A 14,694-nucleotide genomic window follows, 5' to 3' on the forward strand; every position below is an offset into this window, starting at 1 on the left:
CACCGTCTCCTCCGTATCCGGGCGGCGTCCCGGACGGCGCAGCGGGCAGCGGCCCGCGGGACGAGGAGCCAGACGTGGACATCGGGCAGCAGTTCGGCGGCTACCGCATCGAGGGGCAGGTCGGCAGGGGCGGCATGGGCGTCGTGCACGAGGCTTACGACACCGTCCGCGAGCGCCGCGTGGCCCTCAAGGTGCTCGCCCCCGACCTCGCCGACGACGAGGGCTACCGCGCCCGGTTCCTCCACGAGGCGCGCACCGTCGCCGGGCTGACCAGCCCGCATGTGGTGCCGGTGCACGACTTCGGCGTGGTGGACGGGCGGCTGTTCCTCGACATGGCGCTCATCGACGGCTTGGACCTGGCCGCGGTGCTGGCCGCCGGCCCGGTGAGCGCGGCGAGGGCGGTGGGGATCGTCGAGCAGGTGGCCGACGCGCTCGACGTCGCCCACGAGCGCGGGCTGGTGCACCGCGACGTCAAGGCCGCCAACGTGCTGGTGGTGCGGCGCCGCGCCGACCAGCCCGACTTCGTCTACCTGTCCGACTTCGGCCTGGCCCGCTCGACCGCCCCCTCGGCGGCCGCGGCGGGGCTGACGGCCGTGGGCACGGTGGTCGGCACGGCGGAGTGCATGAGCCCGGAGCAGATCGAGGGCCGCCCCGTGGACGCGCGCAGCGACGTCTACGCGCTGGGGTGCCTGCTGTTCCACTGCCTCACCGGCAGACCCCCCTTCACGACGACGGCGGACGGCCGCCCCGCCAGCGCCATCAGCGTGCTGGACGCCCACCGCGCCGCGCCGGTGCCGCTGCTGCCGCCGGGCGGTGCGTGGGGCTCCCTCGACCTGGTGCTGGCGACGGCGATGGCCAAGGACCCCGCCCACCGCTACGCCAGCGCCGGAGCCCTGGGCCGCGCCGCCCGCGAGGCCCTGTCCGTCGCTCCGGCCGCAGCTCCCGCGGCGGCTGCTGCGGCTCCTGTGCTCGCGCACGCCGCGGCCGGCGGCCAGACAGCACCGACAGCACCGACGGCCCGCGGGCTCGACTCCAGCGAGACCATGGCCGCGCCCGCCCGCACCGCTCCTCCCACCACCGCACCCGCGGGTGGCGGCGGTGGAGCGTTCGGTCCGGCCTACGGCGGCCCGGTCACGCCCCTCGCGGCGACGGCCGTCGCCGCCTCGTCGGTCCCGCCCGTCCCGGTGGCTCCTCTCGCCCCCACCGGCCGGCCACCGGTGCCGGGCCACGGCGCGGGTGGGTACGCCGGGCAGCCCACACCGCCCGGGCGGGGTCTGCGCACCGGCGCCGTCATCGGCATCGTCGGAGGCAGCCTCGCTGTGCTGGGTCTCATCGCAGCCGGCGGCGTGATCGCGGTCGGCGCGTTCTCCGAGGACGAGCCGGCGGCGGCTGCCAGCACGCCGAGGCCGTCGGCGAGCGCGCCGGCGTCGTCGTCGTCCTCCGCCCCCTCGAGCACCTCGCCGAGCACCTCACCGAGCGCCGCCACCCCGGCGCCGCCGGCGACCGTCCCCAACCCGGCGCTGGGCGCCACCACCACCCAGCCAATGGACGCCGCCCACACCGCGCTGCTGGCCGCTCTGCCCAGGGAGCTCAACGCGTGCGAGCCGATCACGCTGGACCCGGGCGACAGCCCCATCCCCACCGCGGCCGCGGTGAGCTGCCTGGGCACCAACCTGCCCGGCGGTGAGGTCTACGCGATGAGCTACCCCGACGAGGCCACCCGCGACACGGCCTTCAACGACCTCGTCCACATGGAGGGCAACACCAACGGGCAGTGCCCCAACAACGACGGCGCGGGCCCCTGGACGTCACCGAGCGGGGCGAGCGGCGGCACCGCCGCCTGCTACCAGGTCTTCGACGACCCGGAGGACCCGGACTCGACCTCCCACGCCGTGATGGCCTGGACGGTGGCCGGGCAGCCGATCTTCCTCACGGCGTTCGACCCGTGGAGCAGCCTCGTGCCGCCGCTCGTGCAGTGGCAGCAGGGCCACGCCGCGGAGTACGCCGCCACCGTCCCCGACCCGGCGCTCGCGTCGGCACCCGCGACGGCCCCCGCATCCGCCGGCCAGGTCTGACGGCCAGGCCCGACGACCAGGCCCGACGACCAGGACACCTCCGACCCCGGGCTACCGCCCGGCCCGCCCCGACGCCGCGGGGCACCCCGCCCCCCGGCGGTGCGCCCGCCCAGCGCACCGCCGGGCGGCGTGTCTGCGCCGGATCACCTCGTGGACGACCTACCGTCACCGTGACGGACCCGCCGGTCCGTGGACGACCAGGAGGCACCACGTGGCACGCGAGCGGGCGATCGACCTGACGGCCCTCGGAGAGGGCGCCCGGCCCGCGCACGACCGCGTGCCGTCCCCGCGCTTCCCGTCCTGGGAGGAGCTCGGGCTGCAGGGCACGGCGCCGACCAGCGCCCAGAGCGGTGCGCAGACCAGCGCTGCCACCGCGCCCGTGGCCGCTCCGCAGCGCCGCCGCGACCTGCGCGCCAGCACCCCCGCCCCGGCCGCCGCTCCCGCTCCTGCCGCGACCACCCGCTGGGTCTCGCCGCAGCAGCCCGCGACCGAGCGGTCCTGGTACGACGACGACAGCGCGCCCACCCACCACGGCGAGTTCGGCGACCACGGGTCGTACGACGCCTACGGCAGCGCCGACGCGTACGACAGCTACGCCCAGCTCCCTGCTGCGGCCCGCACCGCGGCTGCCCCCTCGGCCACGGCCTCCTACGCGGCCCCGCGCAGCGCCCGGCAGCCGGTGTCGTACGAGCTGCCGCGGCCGGTGGGCCCGGAGCTCGAGCTGGCCGACGAGGCCTACGACGACGAGTACGACGACCTCGCCCCGCGCCGCCAGCGCCCGCCCGTGCTGACGTGGCTGCTGGTGGCGGCCGCGCTGGTGCTCACGGGCATGGTCGGCTACCTGCTGGGCTCCAACGGCCAGACCGCGGAGCTCACCGCGGCGCGCACGGCGGTGGCCGACGCCCAGCAGGCGCAGCACACGGCCGAGAAGCAGCTCGCCGACCTGCAGCAGGCCCCGGCGGACGCTGCGGCCGCCGCCGCGCAGGACGCGAAGGCGCAGGTGGCTGAGGCCGCCGAGCCCGCGGCCAGCGCAGCCGCCACCGCCAAGGCGAAGGCGTCCGCCGCCCCCTCGGCCAGCGCGGAGCCGGCCACTGCTGACGCCGCCGGGGTGACCGGTACCGGGTCCGCCGCGGCCCCCGTCGCTTCCAAGGCCCCGTCCAAGGCCCCGACCTCCGACGCCGGCTCGGGCTCCAGCTCGGACGCCGGCGCTGACCAGGGCGCCGGGGACTCGGGCTCCATCGGCTCCGACCCGGCCGCCCCCGCCGCGGCCCCGATGGGCTGAGCCCCTCGACCCTCCTCGCCCCGGCTCCCGTCACGGGAGCAGCACGGCTCCTAGACCAGCAGAGCGCGGACCGCGTCGACGTCGTCGGCCTGGTCCGCGCTCTTGTCGGGGCGGTAGCGCAGCACGCGCGCGAAGCGCAGCGCCACGCCCCCCGGGTAGCGGCTGCTGCGCTGCGCGCCGTCCAGGGCCACCTCCACCACCAGCTCCGGGCGCAGCACCACGCCCCAGGCGGGCTCGTCGGTGGCCAGTCCCGGGAACGTGGCGGTCTGCCAGGCCAGCAGCTCGTCCGTCATGCCCTTGAACGTCTTGCCGACCATCACCGGCGGTCCGCCCTCGGGGTCGCGGGCGCCGAGGTGGATGTTCGACAGCGTCCCGGTGCGCCGCCCGTAGCCCCACTCGGCGGCGAGCACCACGAGGTCGAGGGTGTGGACCGGCTTGACCTTCTGCCACGCCTTGCCGCGGCGGCCCGCCGCGTACGGGGAGGCGAGGTCCTTGAGCACCACGCCCTCGTGCCCGGCCTCCAGGGCGCTCGCCAGGGCAGCGTCTGCGGCCGCTGAATCGGGTCGGCGCGCACCGGGCATCCGCAGCCGCGCGTGCAGCTCGGGGGCGAGCAGCGCGTCGAGGGCCGCCAGGCGCGCCTCGAGCGGCTCGTCGAGCAGGTCGCGCCCGTCGAGGTGGAGCAGGTCGAAGAAGAACGGGCTCAGCAGCACCTGCGCGTCGTCGTCCTGCTCTCCCGGGGTGCTGCCGAAGCGGCTCATGGTGTCCTGGAAGCGGCGGGGACGGCCGTCGTCGTCGAGGGCGAGGGTCTCGCCGTCGAGCACGGCGCGCTCGGCCGGGAGGGCGAGCACGGCGGCGGCGATCTCCGGGACCCCGTCGGTGATCTCCCGCAGGGTCCGCGTCCAGACGCGCACCCTCGGTGACGGCTCGGGCGCCGTCCTGTCGAGGTGCACCTGGATGCGGGCGCCGTCCAGCTTCGGTTCGACGACGACGTCGGCGCCCAGGGCCGCGAGCGCGTCCGCGACGGTGCCGCCGGGGCTGGCGAGCATCGGCGCCACGGGCGTGCCGACCCGCAGCCGCACCTGCTGCAGCGCACGGGCGGCCGCCTCCGGCGAGCCGGCGCCGAGAGCCGTGGCGGCGGTGGTGGTCAGGCTCCCCGACAGCATCGCCGCGCGCCGCACCAGCGCGGCCGGGGCGCCCGAGGCGGCGGCCACCGCGTCGAGCACCAGACCCTCCAGCGCGCCCTGGCGCAGCTCGCCCGTGACGAGGCGCACGAGGAAGCCGCGCTCGTCGGGGGTGGCAGCGGCGAAGAGCTCGTCGAGCAGGGCCTCGCGGCGAGCGGTGGAGCCGGCGCCGGTGGTGGCGGCGAGGCGCTCGAGGACGTCGTCGACGACGAGCACCTCCAGGCGCGGCTCGTGGGAGCCGGCGGGCGGCCCCGCCGCGGAGCTCGCCGGGGTCGCGCCGTCCACCCGGCCGGCCAGCGTGCGCCAGCCCACCCCGAGCTTGCGCTGGCGCGGCTCCCCCGCCAGCCAGCTGGTGACGACGGGCACCTCGGCCGCGGAGACCTCCCGGAGCACGTCGGCGACCAGCTGCGCCTTGGTGGAGCGGGCGCGGGTGGCGGCGACGGCCGCCGACGCGGCGACGACCTCGGCGAGCAGCACCCGTCGATCGTCGCAGCGCCCCCGCCCGGCGGCTCGTCGGCGGCTGCGGCGCGTGACCTCCGGACGGGTGCTGCCCAGCGGACACCCAGGTGCGGTGCCCACGGTGGGTGCATGAGAGCGACCACGACGTCCCTCACCCGCTCCACCGTCGCGCCGGGGGTGGTGCTGGTGCCGGGCACCCTCGCCGACGTGACCACCGCCGCCCGGCTCCTGCAGCCCCTGGCCCCCGCCGGCACGGGCGCCCGCGAGCGCGAGGCGCTGCTCCGCCTGGCGCTCGCCCACGCGGCGCTCAGCTCGGGGGCGCTGTGGCTGGCGCTCGACCCGTCGACGCAGGAGGCGGCGTCGGCGGTCGCGCTGCTCCCCCCGCCGACCCACCCCGACGTCGCCGCGACGGTCTGGATGGCGCACCTGCAGCTGGAGCTGGCTCCGCCGCCCGGGCGGGACGCGCCGGAGGCGCACCTGCTGCTGCCCCCGCGCCGGGCCACGGCCGCCCGGGACCTGGTGCACGCAGCGCTGGCCGGGGCGGACGGGCTCGAGGTCGTCGCGCCCGTCCCCAGCCACCCCGTGGTCGCTGCGGTCCTGCGCGCCCGGGGCTTCCGACCGGACCGTCCGCAAGGCCTCTTGCGCCGAGCGGGCTAGCGACCTGCTGCGAACGGATGGCAGTTGATCACCTTCCCTCAACCGCTCTCCGGCGGAGCCCGATCCCCCTGACGTCCCTGCCCGTTCAGAAAAGGACGTCTGACTGATGAGCAGCACCACTGAGCCCCTGCGCACCGCCGTCCTCCCCCGCCAGCGGCGGGACCTGACCGGCTTCGACTTCGTCGCCCTCGACGTCGAGACCTGGAACGGCCGCACCGGCTCCGTCTGCGCCGTCGGCCTGGCCGTGGTCCGCGGCGGCGTCGTCGTGGACGAGTACGAGGCCCTGTGCCACCCCGCCGCCGAGCTGGGCGAGGCCGACTACGCCCACATGGCCGTCAACCACCTGCAGCTGGGCGACATCTACCACGCGCAGCCGTTCACCGACCTCCTCGAGACCGTCAGCGCCTTCGTCGGCGACCTGCCCGTCGTCGCCCACCGGGCGCCCCTGGACGCCCGCCACCTGGCCCGCGCCTGCGAGGTCGCCGGCGTCGAGGCTCCGACGTGGGAGTGGCACTGCACCGAGGCGATCGCCCGCAAGGCGCTGGACCTCACCAGCTGGGCCCTGCCGGACGTCGCCGCCGCGCTGTCGCTGCCGCGCTTCTCGCTGCACCAGTCCGGCGCGGAGGCCCGCTCCACCGCGGCCGTGCTGCTGGGCCTGGCCGAGCAGACCGGCGCCGTCCGCCTGGGACACCTGCCCCGCTGAGCCCTCCGGAACCGCCACGCCCGTCCGTGACCGTGCAGAAGACCCGCACCGGGAGGTCCCCGGTGCGGGTCTTCTGCACGGTCACGGCGGAGGCGGGGTGGGTCCGCGCATCGTGTCGAGCAGCACACCGCTGACCAGCGGCATCAGCGCCTCGGGGCTGCCGTCGTCGGGGACGCCGTCCCACGCGACGGGCTCACCGCGCTCCGCGCCCACCGGGTAGAGGCTGACGCCCCAGCTGCGGTGCTCCGCGCGGCGGGCGGCCAGCCAGCCGTCGACCTCGGTGATCACGAGCGCCTGCCCGTCGTCCAGCACCACCTCGATGGCGCGCAGCTCGTCGCCGTCGTGGGTCAGGGAGGCGTCGAGGCCGGCCCGGTCGAGCAGGTCCAGCACGTCGCAGTACTCCCCGTGGCCTCCCTGGCGAGGGAGGGCTGTGGGCGTCGTCGCCCCGTCGCGAGTCACCTGTCCCAGCCTGCCCCACACCGCCCCTCCTGGCGAGCGCGCAGAGGGTGGTGTGGATCACCACCCGAGGCCGGGACGGCAGATCAGGACGACGACGGGGCCCAGCCGAGCGCGGGCCCGAGCGAACCCGCGGTGTCGGTGAGGATCTGCTCGTGGTCGGCGGCCTCGAAGGTGAACGGCAGGGCGAACACCGCCTCGTCGATGACGCGGAACCCGGCGTGGTCCCAGAGCCGCTCAGCGATCTCGGCGGAGCTGCCGACGAGGTCGCGGGCGAACAGCAGGCGCCCAGGACCCTGCGGCCTTGCCGTGCGGGCGTCCCGCGAGGCGGCGTACGCGCGGTAGCGCTCCACCTGGGCGGGGGTGGCGGAGTCGGTGGGGATCACGACCAGCCCCTGCGAGATCCGCCCCGCTCCTGCGCGCTCGCCCCAGCCGGCGCGGTAGGCAGCGACGTGCTCGGCCTGGACGGAGCCGAAGTCCCAGGCGTGGTCCTCCTCGGGCGCAGCGCCCGGGCGCTGGCCGACGCCGTCCTCGGCCCTCACCACCGAGGAGAGCAGCAGGTTCAGCCCCTGCTGCCCGGCCCAGTGCGCGGAGGAGGTGCTGCCGACACCGCACCACGTGCGCGCCGCCAGCCCGGGCGAGTGCGGCTGCACCCGCTCGGAGAACACCTCGGTGCCCAGCGCGGCGCGGGTGCCGGCGGGTTCGCCGCGCAGCAGCGCGAGCAGGCGCTCGCCGCGGCGGTGGGTGAAGTCCTCGACGTCGGCGGTGTCGGGGTAGAGGGCGTCGCGCACGTCGTCGAACCGCATCGGGGTGCCGGTGGAGAACCCCGGGTTGAGACGACCGCCGGAGAGGACGTCGACCGTGGCCCAGTCCTCCGCGACGCGCAGCGGGTTCTCCCAGCCGAGCGGGGTGACCGCCGTCCCCAGCTCGATGCGGGTGGTGCGCTGCGTGGCGGCGGCGAGCACCGCGACGGGTGAGGAGATGCCGGGCTGGAGGTGGCGGTGGCGCAGCCACGCGGAGTCGAACCCGAGGCGCTCCCCGAGCTCGATGACGCGGAGGACCTCCTCGTGGCCGGGGCCGGGGTCGTCTTCGGCGAAGGTCCCGATGGTGAGGAAGCCGAGCCGGCGCAGCGGCTCACCCTGGTGCGGCACACCCGTCACGCTAGCCGCGGCTCACAGCGCGGGGTAGGCGGGGAAGGTGCAGGCGGGTGCTGCTCCCGCGGACGGCGCTGCGGCAGCGCCGGGCAGGGGCGCTCCCCCGAACGTCGCGCCGGAGGCGGTGACGTGCGCGTGCGCGACCAGCACGTGGGGGGCGTCCACGGAGACGCCGGCCAGGGTCAGGTCGAGCGGGTGGTCGTCGTCGTAGCCGTCCAGGGTGGAGGTCGCCCCAGGGGGCGAGCGCACGGCCGTGAGGCCGTCCACGGTGATGCCGGTGAACCACGGCACACGAGCGCCGCTCTCACTCGGACCGCTGGGGTCGTCGTAGCGCGGGTCGACGTCGATCGGGGCCGTCACCGCCGCCACGCAGACGTCGCGGTAGACGACGTCGTCGACCGCGCCACCGGCCTTCGGGTCGCTCTTGATGCGGATGCCGGCGCTGTCCGCGCTGGGCGTGCCGCTCGGGTCGGTGCCGCTGACGGTGTCGTCGGTGACGAGCACGTCGCTGACACCCGCCGTCGTCTCCGAGCCGATGGAGATGCCGTGCGTGCCGTAGAAGTGGTCGTTGCTGACGGTGGTGTGCGACGACGGCGCGGAGCCGCCCTTGATGGCGACGCCGTCGTCACCGTCGGCGATCCAGCTGTCGGTGATCGTGACGTCGGTGGCGCCGGCGGGGTCGATGCCGTCGGTGTTGCGGGCGGTGGCGGGCTCGTCGATGCGCACGCCCCAGGCGGTGAAGCCGTCGCCGCCCTCGTCGGAGACGTTGGAGCCGGGGGCGTCGACGAGGTCGACGTCGTGCAGGACGACGTCGTCGGAGTGCTCCGACTCCACCAGCCGCGGCACCTGCTGCTGCCCTCCGCTGCCCTTCGCGGCGGTGGCGAGCTGCCACCAGCTGGTGGTGGTCCCGAGCACGGGCAGGTCGCCCCGGCCGTCGACCCGCCCCCGGGTCCCGTCGGCGGCGCGGGTCGACTCGAGCCCGTCGTCCCCGCCCCTGAGGGCGATGAACGGCCGGCACCCGCTGCTGCCGCCGCTGCGGGCGACGGTGCCGCAGGTCGGCTGGCCGGGTGCCTGGTAGTCGGCGGCGTCGCGGGAGGCGTAGAGGGTGGTGGCCGGGTCGAGCAGCAGCACCTCCCCGCGGTGCACGGTCAGCGGCCCGGACAGGAAGCTCGACGAGCCGTGCTGACCGGCCCCGGCGACCAGCCGCACCGCGACGACGGCACCGCCCTCCTGCGCGCACCGGTCCAGCGCCTGCTGGATGCGTGCGGTGTCGGGCGGGGCGGCCTCGTCGGCGGCGCTCGCCGTGCGCCCGGTCATGACCACCTGCGCCGGGACGGTGGCGCACGTGGTGGTGGGGGCTGTGGGCTCGACCACGTGGCGGCGGTCCCCGGGGACGCCGTCACCCGTCGTCGTGCTCGACCCGGTGGCCGTGCACCCCGTCAGCCCGAGCAGGACGACGACGGCAGCCGCTGCGAGGCCCGGGGCGCGCACAGCGCCGAGCCTCACCGCACCGGCTCCGACTCCGCTGGACGGCACCTGCGCGGTGGGGGTGGAGCCGCACGCTGGAGAGCCCGTCGGCGCCGCCACCGGACCGCGGCCGCAGCGTTGGCGGCCGCCACGAGCAGCGCCCCGACCACCTCGTGCGAGGTGACCTCCTGGTGCAGCACCAGCGCTCCTGCCGCGAAGGCCCAGACCGGGTTCGCGCTGGCGAGCGTGGAGAACAGGGAGGCCGGGAGCAGCCGCAGCGCACTGAGGTCGGCGGCGTACGGCACCGCGGAGGACAGCAGCCCGCACACGACCGCCAGCGCCACCGCCTGCCACGGCGGGCCCGCCAGCAGGGTGACGACGAGCACGGGCAGCGACCAGGTCAGGGCCAGCACGGTGGTCGCCGCGGTGGCACCGCCCAGACCCGGCAGGCGAGGGCCCAGCGCGCGGTTGAGGAGGATGTAGCCGGCCCACATGGCCGCGGCCACCAGCGCCAGCGCGATGCCCGCGACGTCGCTGGAGGGGCCGGGGCGCACGAGGACCAGCACCCCCAGGGCTGCCAGCAGGGCTGCGAGCACGTCCACCGCCCGTCGGGAGGACCCCACGGCCACGGCGAGCGGTCCGAGGAACTCGAGGGTGACCGCCAGACCCAGGCCGATCCTGTCGATGGCGGCGAAGAGGGTGAGGTTCATGGTGCCCATGACCGCCGCCAGCGCCACCACGAGCAGCCAGGTGCGGCGGTCCACGCTCCGCCAGGCCGGGTGGGCCACGGCGTTCAGCGCGAGAGCCGCCACCACCTGGCGCACCGCGACGACCCCGGGCGCGCCCAGGGAGGTCATGGCGACGGCTCCGGCGCTGGCGCCGCCCTGGTTGGACAGCGAGGCGGCCAGGGCGAGGGCCACCCCTGCGGTGCGGTGCCCGGACGGGGTGCGCCCACCGGGGCGGCGGGAGGCCCTGCCGGCGAGGCGGGTACCGGCTGCGGGACGGGCGGGGCGGGTCACACGACCATCCGAGGGCATCACCGGCCATGCGGGAAATGCACCGCGCCATCGGGCCATACGCTGCACGCATGGCTGGAGCGCCGCACTCCGAGGAGGGGGCGACCTGGGAGCTGCGGCACCTGCGCTGCTTCCTCGCGGTGGTGGACGAGGGCACCTTCACCGACGCCGCCATCGCCCTGGGGACGTCGCAGGCAGCGGTGTCCCGCACCGTCGCGGCGCTGGAGCAGGCGCTGGGCGCCCGGCTGCTGACGCGGCACCGGTCCGGTGCGCACCCCACGAGCTCGGGGCAGGACCTCATCGCGCCGGCCCGCCGGCTGCTCACCGACGCCCAGCGGCTGCAGCAGGCCGTCGCCTCCCGGGGCAGCACCCTCCGCCTGGGCTACGCCTGGGCCGCGCTGGGAGAGCACACCACCCCGCTGCTGCGCGGCTGGGCCCGGGCGCACCCCGACGTGGAGCTGCAGCTGGTGCGCCACCACTCGCCCACCGGTGGCCTGGCCGAGGGGCTGTGCGACGCGGCGGTGGTCCGCACGGCGGTCGACGAGCGCCGCCACGCCTCGGTGGTGGTGGGACTGGAGCGCCGTCTGGTCGCCTTCGCCGCGGACGACCCGGTGTGGGCGCGGCGCCGTTCGCTGCGGATGGCCGAGGTCGCCCAGCGCACCGTGCTGGTCGACGAGCGCGCCGGGACCACCACGCCGGACCTGTGGCCGCCGGGACAGGGCCCTGCGAGCACCGCGCCCACCGCTGACGTGGAGCAGTGGCTCGACGACATCGCCGCGGGTCGCGGGGTGGGCACCACCGCGCAGGCCACCGCGGTGCACAACCCCCGGCCCGGTGTGCTGTACCGGCCCCTCAGCGACGGGCCCCCGATCACGGTCCGGCTGGTCTGGGACCGTGAGGACCCGCCGCCGGCCCTGCGGGCGCTCGTCGAGGCGGTCTCGGCGCTCTACGCCCGCTGAGCGGTGGGGCGCAGGGCCGCGAGGAGGGGCTCGACGAGCCGGTGCTGCTCGCGGCCCGCGCCGGCCGCCGGACCGCTGAGCACGAGGCGGCGCCGCAGCTCGGGGACCAGCGGCAGCAGCCGCGCCCCGCTCGGCACCAGCGGCGCCGCCAGCTCGGGCACCACGGCGACGCCGTCACCGCGGGCCACCATCGCCATCAGCGCCAGCATGCCCGCGACCTCCGCGACGGGCCGGAACGGCAGGCCCGCCACCCGGTGCAGGGCGCGCAGCTGCGCCTGGCAGCCGCCGCTGCCGGCGAGCAGCCGGTCGTCGGCGAGCTCCTCCAGCGACACCACGGTCCGTCCGCTCGACGCGTGCCCGGCGGGCACCACGGCGCACAGCGGATCTCCCGGGAGCTCCACCGCGCCCGGGCCGAGGTCGCGCGGGCCCGGGTCGACGAGGACGGCCACGTCGGCGAGGCCGGCGTCGAGCCAGTCGGGCATCTCGGAGTCGTCGCCCTCGATCACCTCCACGGCGACGGCGGGCAGCGCCTGCCCCCACGTGCGCAGCAGCCGCGGCACCAGGCCGGCCCGCACCGACGTGACGACGGCGAGGCGCACGGCCCCGTGCGGGGCGCCGCGGTGCTCCGCGGCCGTCGCCGACAGCCCGGCCAGCGCGTCGAGGGCGGCGCGAGCGTGCGGGAGCAGCCTCTCGCCCAGCGGGGTCAGCGCGACGGGCCGGCCGGAGCCGCCGCGGTCGAGCACGGCGCCGCCGACCTCGGCCTCCAGGGCCTTGACCGCCCCGGACACCGCGGGCTGCGACACGCCGAGGGCGTCTGCAGCGGCGGAGAACGACCCGCTCCGCTCGACCTCGACGAGCGCTCGCAGCTGCACCAGGGTCAGGGCCATCAGAAGACCTTATGGCGCTTCGGTCGTGCTTCTTCGCCTCCGGGCCCCTCCTCCCCGAGACTCGGACGCGTGTCCGCACCACCCCGCACCCGCACGCCCCGCGCCCGGTCCCGCTCTCTCGGCACCGGACGCCCGCGCACCGGCGTCCTCGTCGTCTACGGTCTGCTCGCCCTCACCTGGGGCAGCAGCTTCCTGCTCATCAAGGTGGCGCTCGAGGGCTTCAGCGTGGGCGGGGTCGCCGTCGGGCGGATCGTGCTGGGGGCGGTGGCGCTCGTCGTCCTCATGACCGCGTCCCGGACCCGGTGGCCGCGGCAGCGGTGGCTGTGGGCGCACCTCGCGGTGGTCGGGGTGCTGCTGTGCCTGGCGCCGTTCCTGCTCTACTCCTGGGCGGGCACGCAGCTGCCGTCCGGGCTGTCGGCCATCCTCAACGCCAGCACGCCGATCTGGACGGCGCTGGCGGTGACGGCGGCCGTCCGCAGCGAGCGGCTCACGCTCGGCCAGGTGGCGGGGGTGGCGCTCGGGGTGGTCGGCGTCGCCGTCGTCATGGGGGTGTGGCGGGTGCTCGGTGACGCCGTCGACGGAGGCTTCGCAGCCTCGGTGCCCGCGCAGCTCGCGTGCCTGGGGGCGACCGCCTGCTACGGCGCGGGCTTCGCCTGGATGCGGCGCTTCGTCACCGGGCGGCACGAGCACGGGCCGCTGGCGGTCGCCGCCGGGCAGGTGGGGGCGGCGGCGGTGCTCGGGCTGCTGCTGAGCCCGGTGCTCGTGCCGCATCTGGTCGCCGGTGGTGGCGCGCTCGGCAGCGTCGGCCTCGCGCCGGTGCTGGCGCTCGTGGCGCTCGGGGTGCTCGGCACCGGGCTGGCGTACGCGTGGAACATGCGGGTGGTCGTGGAGTGGGGCTCGCTGGCGGCCTCGAGCGTCACGTACCTGACGCCGGTGGTGGGTGTGCTGGCCGGAGTGCTGGTGCTGGGCGAGCGGACCACCTGGAACGAGCCGGTGGGCGCGCTCGTGGTGGTGGTCAGCGTGCTGCTCGTCCAGAAGCGCTGGCCCCGGCCCTCCCCCACCCCCTGACCGCGGTGGTCGAGGTCAGAGGACGGAGCGCAGGGCGTCCAGGAGGCGGGTGACGTCGTCGTCGGAGGTGTACGGCGCGGTGCCCACGCGGATGCCCGGCCCGTCCAGCGCGCCCGCGCGCTGCAGCGCCCGGTACGGCTCCTCGGCGTAGAACCACCCGGCCGGCGCGAGCACCCGCTGCTCCGCGAGCGCGGCGGACACGGCGGCGGCGTCGCGGCCGGGGGTGGAGAAGTACAGCGTGGGCGTGCGGTCGGCGGCGCGGGAGTGGACGACGACGGCGCCGCGCTCGGCGAGCTCCGCCAGGCCCGCCTCGATGCGGGCGCGCAGCCGGTCCTCGTGGGCCTCCGCGGCGGCGCAGGAGGCGGCGAGGCGCTCGCGCCGCGACTCCTGCGCCGCTGGCGACGAGGGGACCAGCCCGGCCAGCACGTCCACGGCGGCGGTGACCCCGGCGAGCTGCTCGTAGGGCAGGGTGCCGAGCTCGAAGCGCTCCGGGACGGCGTCCGTGGACGGGACGAGCTTGTCGGGGCGGAGGGTCTCCAGCAGGGCCGGGTCGGCGGCGAGGACGCCGCAGTGCGGGCCGAGGAACTTGTACGGCGAGCACACCCAGACGTCAGCGCCGCTGGTCCGCAGCGACGGCAGCTCGTGGGCGGTGGCGTGCACGCCGTCCACCCACAGCAGCGCCCCGACGGCGTGGGCTGCGTCGGCGATGAGCCGCAGCGGCGGCCTGGTGCCGAGCAGGTTGGAGGCGCCGGTGACGGCGACCAGGCGGGTGCGGTCGCTGAGCAGCTCGCCCAGCTGGTCCACGCGCAGCTCGCCGGTCGCGGCGTCGACGTCGAGCCAGCGCACGACCGCGCCGGCGCGCTCGGCGGCCTGCACCCAGGGGCGGACGTTCGCGTCGTGGTCGAGGCGGGAGAGCACCACCTCGTCGCCGGGCTGCCACGTGCGGGCCAGCGCCCGGGAGAGGTCGTAGGTGAGGGCGGTGGCGGAGCGGCCGTGGACGACGCCGCGGGGGTCGGCGTCCAGGAGGTCCGCGGCCGCGGCGCGGAAGTCCGCCACGGCGTGCTCGGCGAGGCGCTGCGACGGGGAGGCGGCCCCGCGGTTGGACAGCGGCCCGGTGAGCGCCGCGGCGACGGCCTCGCCGACCTCCCGCGGGGTCTGCGTGCCGCCGGGGGCGTCGAACAGCGCCCAGCCACCACCGCGGCCAGCCGGGTCGAGGGAGGGGAAGCGGGAGCGCAGGGCGTCGACGTCGAGCGCGGGGAGGCTGGCGGTCTGGCTGGCGGCGGTCACCCGAGCATCCTGGCCCCAGCACGCACCGCCACCAGTGCCAGGT

General features: G+C 76.9%; 13 protein-coding genes. 6 read left to right on the forward strand and 7 right to left on the reverse strand.

The window, feature by feature from the left end; genetic code table 11:
• Positions 1 to 74 precede the first annotated feature (74 nt).
• A complete protein-coding gene (locus tag FMM08_RS08750; RefSeq protein WP_147925934.1) occupies positions 75 to 2,075 on the forward strand; it encodes a serine/threonine-protein kinase in 2,001 nt (666 codons plus the stop codon).
• Between the two features lie 211 nt (positions 2,076 to 2,286).
• Complete coding sequence (locus FMM08_RS08755; RefSeq protein ID WP_147925935.1) at positions 2,287 to 3,357, forward strand: hypothetical protein; 1,071 nt, start codon at positions 2,287 to 2,289, stop codon at positions 3,355 to 3,357.
• Between the two features lie 50 nt (positions 3,358 to 3,407).
• On the opposite strand, the gene FMM08_RS08760 is transcribed toward FMM08_RS08755, so the two are convergent.
• On the reverse strand, positions 3,408 to 5,015 hold the full coding sequence (locus tag FMM08_RS08760) for an ATP-dependent DNA ligase (RefSeq protein WP_147925936.1): 1,608 nt from the start codon (positions 5,013 to 5,015) through the stop codon (positions 3,408 to 3,410).
• Between the two features lie 111 nt (positions 5,016 to 5,126).
• On the opposite strand from FMM08_RS08760, the gene FMM08_RS08765 reads away from it, so the two are divergent.
• Positions 5,127 to 5,654, forward strand: coding sequence for a hypothetical protein (locus tag FMM08_RS08765; protein ID WP_147925937.1), 528 nt, complete (start codon positions 5,127 to 5,129; stop codon positions 5,652 to 5,654).
• Positions 5,655 to 5,760: 106 nt separating this feature from the next.
• Positions 5,761 to 6,357, forward strand: a complete 597-nt coding sequence (locus FMM08_RS08770) for a 3'-5' exonuclease family protein (RefSeq protein ID WP_147925938.1) — start codon at positions 5,761 to 5,763, stop codon at positions 6,355 to 6,357.
• An 81-nt stretch (positions 6,358 to 6,438) separates the two neighbouring features.
• On the opposite strand, the gene FMM08_RS08775 is transcribed toward FMM08_RS08770, so the two are convergent.
• From FMM08_RS08775 to FMM08_RS08790, 4 genes are all read right to left on the reverse strand, one after another.
• On the reverse strand, positions 6,439 to 6,816 hold the full coding sequence (locus FMM08_RS08775) for a hypothetical protein (RefSeq protein WP_147925939.1): 378 nt from the start codon (positions 6,814 to 6,816) through the stop codon (positions 6,439 to 6,441).
• An 83-nt stretch (positions 6,817 to 6,899) separates the two neighbouring features.
• Positions 6,900 to 7,964, reverse strand: coding sequence for an LLM class flavin-dependent oxidoreductase (locus FMM08_RS08780; protein WP_147925940.1), 1,065 nt, complete (start codon positions 7,962 to 7,964; stop codon positions 6,900 to 6,902).
• A 21-nt stretch (positions 7,965 to 7,985) separates the two neighbouring features.
• Positions 7,986 to 9,473, reverse strand: coding sequence for a glycoside hydrolase family 28 protein (locus FMM08_RS08785; protein WP_222710567.1), 1,488 nt, complete (start codon positions 9,471 to 9,473; stop codon positions 7,986 to 7,988).
• Positions 9,470 to 10,453 (reverse strand): EamA family transporter, encoded by a 984-nt coding sequence (locus FMM08_RS08790; protein WP_222710568.1) that lies wholly within the window; start codon positions 10,451 to 10,453, stop codon positions 9,470 to 9,472. The genes FMM08_RS08785 and FMM08_RS08790 overlap by 4 nt, the downstream gene beginning before the upstream one ends.
• Before the next feature lie 68 nt (positions 10,454 to 10,521).
• Between FMM08_RS08790 and FMM08_RS08795 the strand changes: the two genes are divergently transcribed.
• Positions 10,522 to 11,409, forward strand: coding sequence for a LysR family transcriptional regulator (locus tag FMM08_RS08795; protein ID WP_147925941.1), 888 nt, complete (start codon positions 10,522 to 10,524; stop codon positions 11,407 to 11,409).
• Here FMM08_RS08795 and FMM08_RS08800 read toward each other — a convergent pair.
• Positions 11,397 to 12,296 (reverse strand): LysR family transcriptional regulator, encoded by a 900-nt coding sequence (locus FMM08_RS08800; RefSeq protein WP_147925942.1) that lies wholly within the window; start codon positions 12,294 to 12,296, stop codon positions 11,397 to 11,399. The two genes, FMM08_RS08795 and FMM08_RS08800, sit on opposite strands and share 13 nt — an antisense overlap.
• A gap of 69 nt (positions 12,297 to 12,365) precedes the next feature.
• Between FMM08_RS08800 and FMM08_RS08805 the strand changes: the two genes are divergently transcribed.
• Entirely contained in the window at positions 12,366 to 13,364 is a 999-nt protein-coding gene (locus FMM08_RS08805; protein WP_147925943.1) for a DMT family transporter, read from the forward strand.
• 15 nt (positions 13,365 to 13,379) lie between these two features.
• Here FMM08_RS08805 and FMM08_RS08810 read toward each other — a convergent pair whose 3' ends face one another.
• Positions 13,380 to 14,651, reverse strand: coding sequence for a cysteine desulfurase-like protein (locus FMM08_RS08810; RefSeq protein ID WP_147925944.1), 1,272 nt, complete (start codon positions 14,649 to 14,651; stop codon positions 13,380 to 13,382).
• Between the last annotated feature and the right edge of the window lie 43 nt (positions 14,652 to 14,694).

The organism is Quadrisphaera setariae (assembly GCF_008041935.1).
In the GTDB taxonomy this organism is placed as follows: domain Bacteria; phylum Actinomycetota; class Actinomycetes; order Actinomycetales; family Quadrisphaeraceae; genus Quadrisphaera; species Quadrisphaera setariae.

Bases quoted from the DNA above. Each gene is read 5' to 3' on its own strand.
- FMM08_RS08795 (WP_147925941.1), top strand. From the start codon at position 10,522: ATGGCTGGAGCGCCGCACTCCGAGGAGGGGGCGACCTGGGAGCTGCGG.
- FMM08_RS08765 (WP_147925937.1), top strand. From the start codon at position 5,127: ATGAGAGCGACCACGACGTCCCTCACCCGCTCCACCGTCGCGCCGGGG.
- FMM08_RS08800 (WP_147925942.1), bottom strand. From the start codon at position 12,296: ATGGCCCTGACCCTGGTGCAGCTGCGAGCGCTCGTCGAGGTCGAGCGG.
- FMM08_RS08770 (WP_147925938.1), top strand. From the start codon at position 5,761: ATGAGCAGCACCACTGAGCCCCTGCGCACCGCCGTCCTCCCCCGCCAG.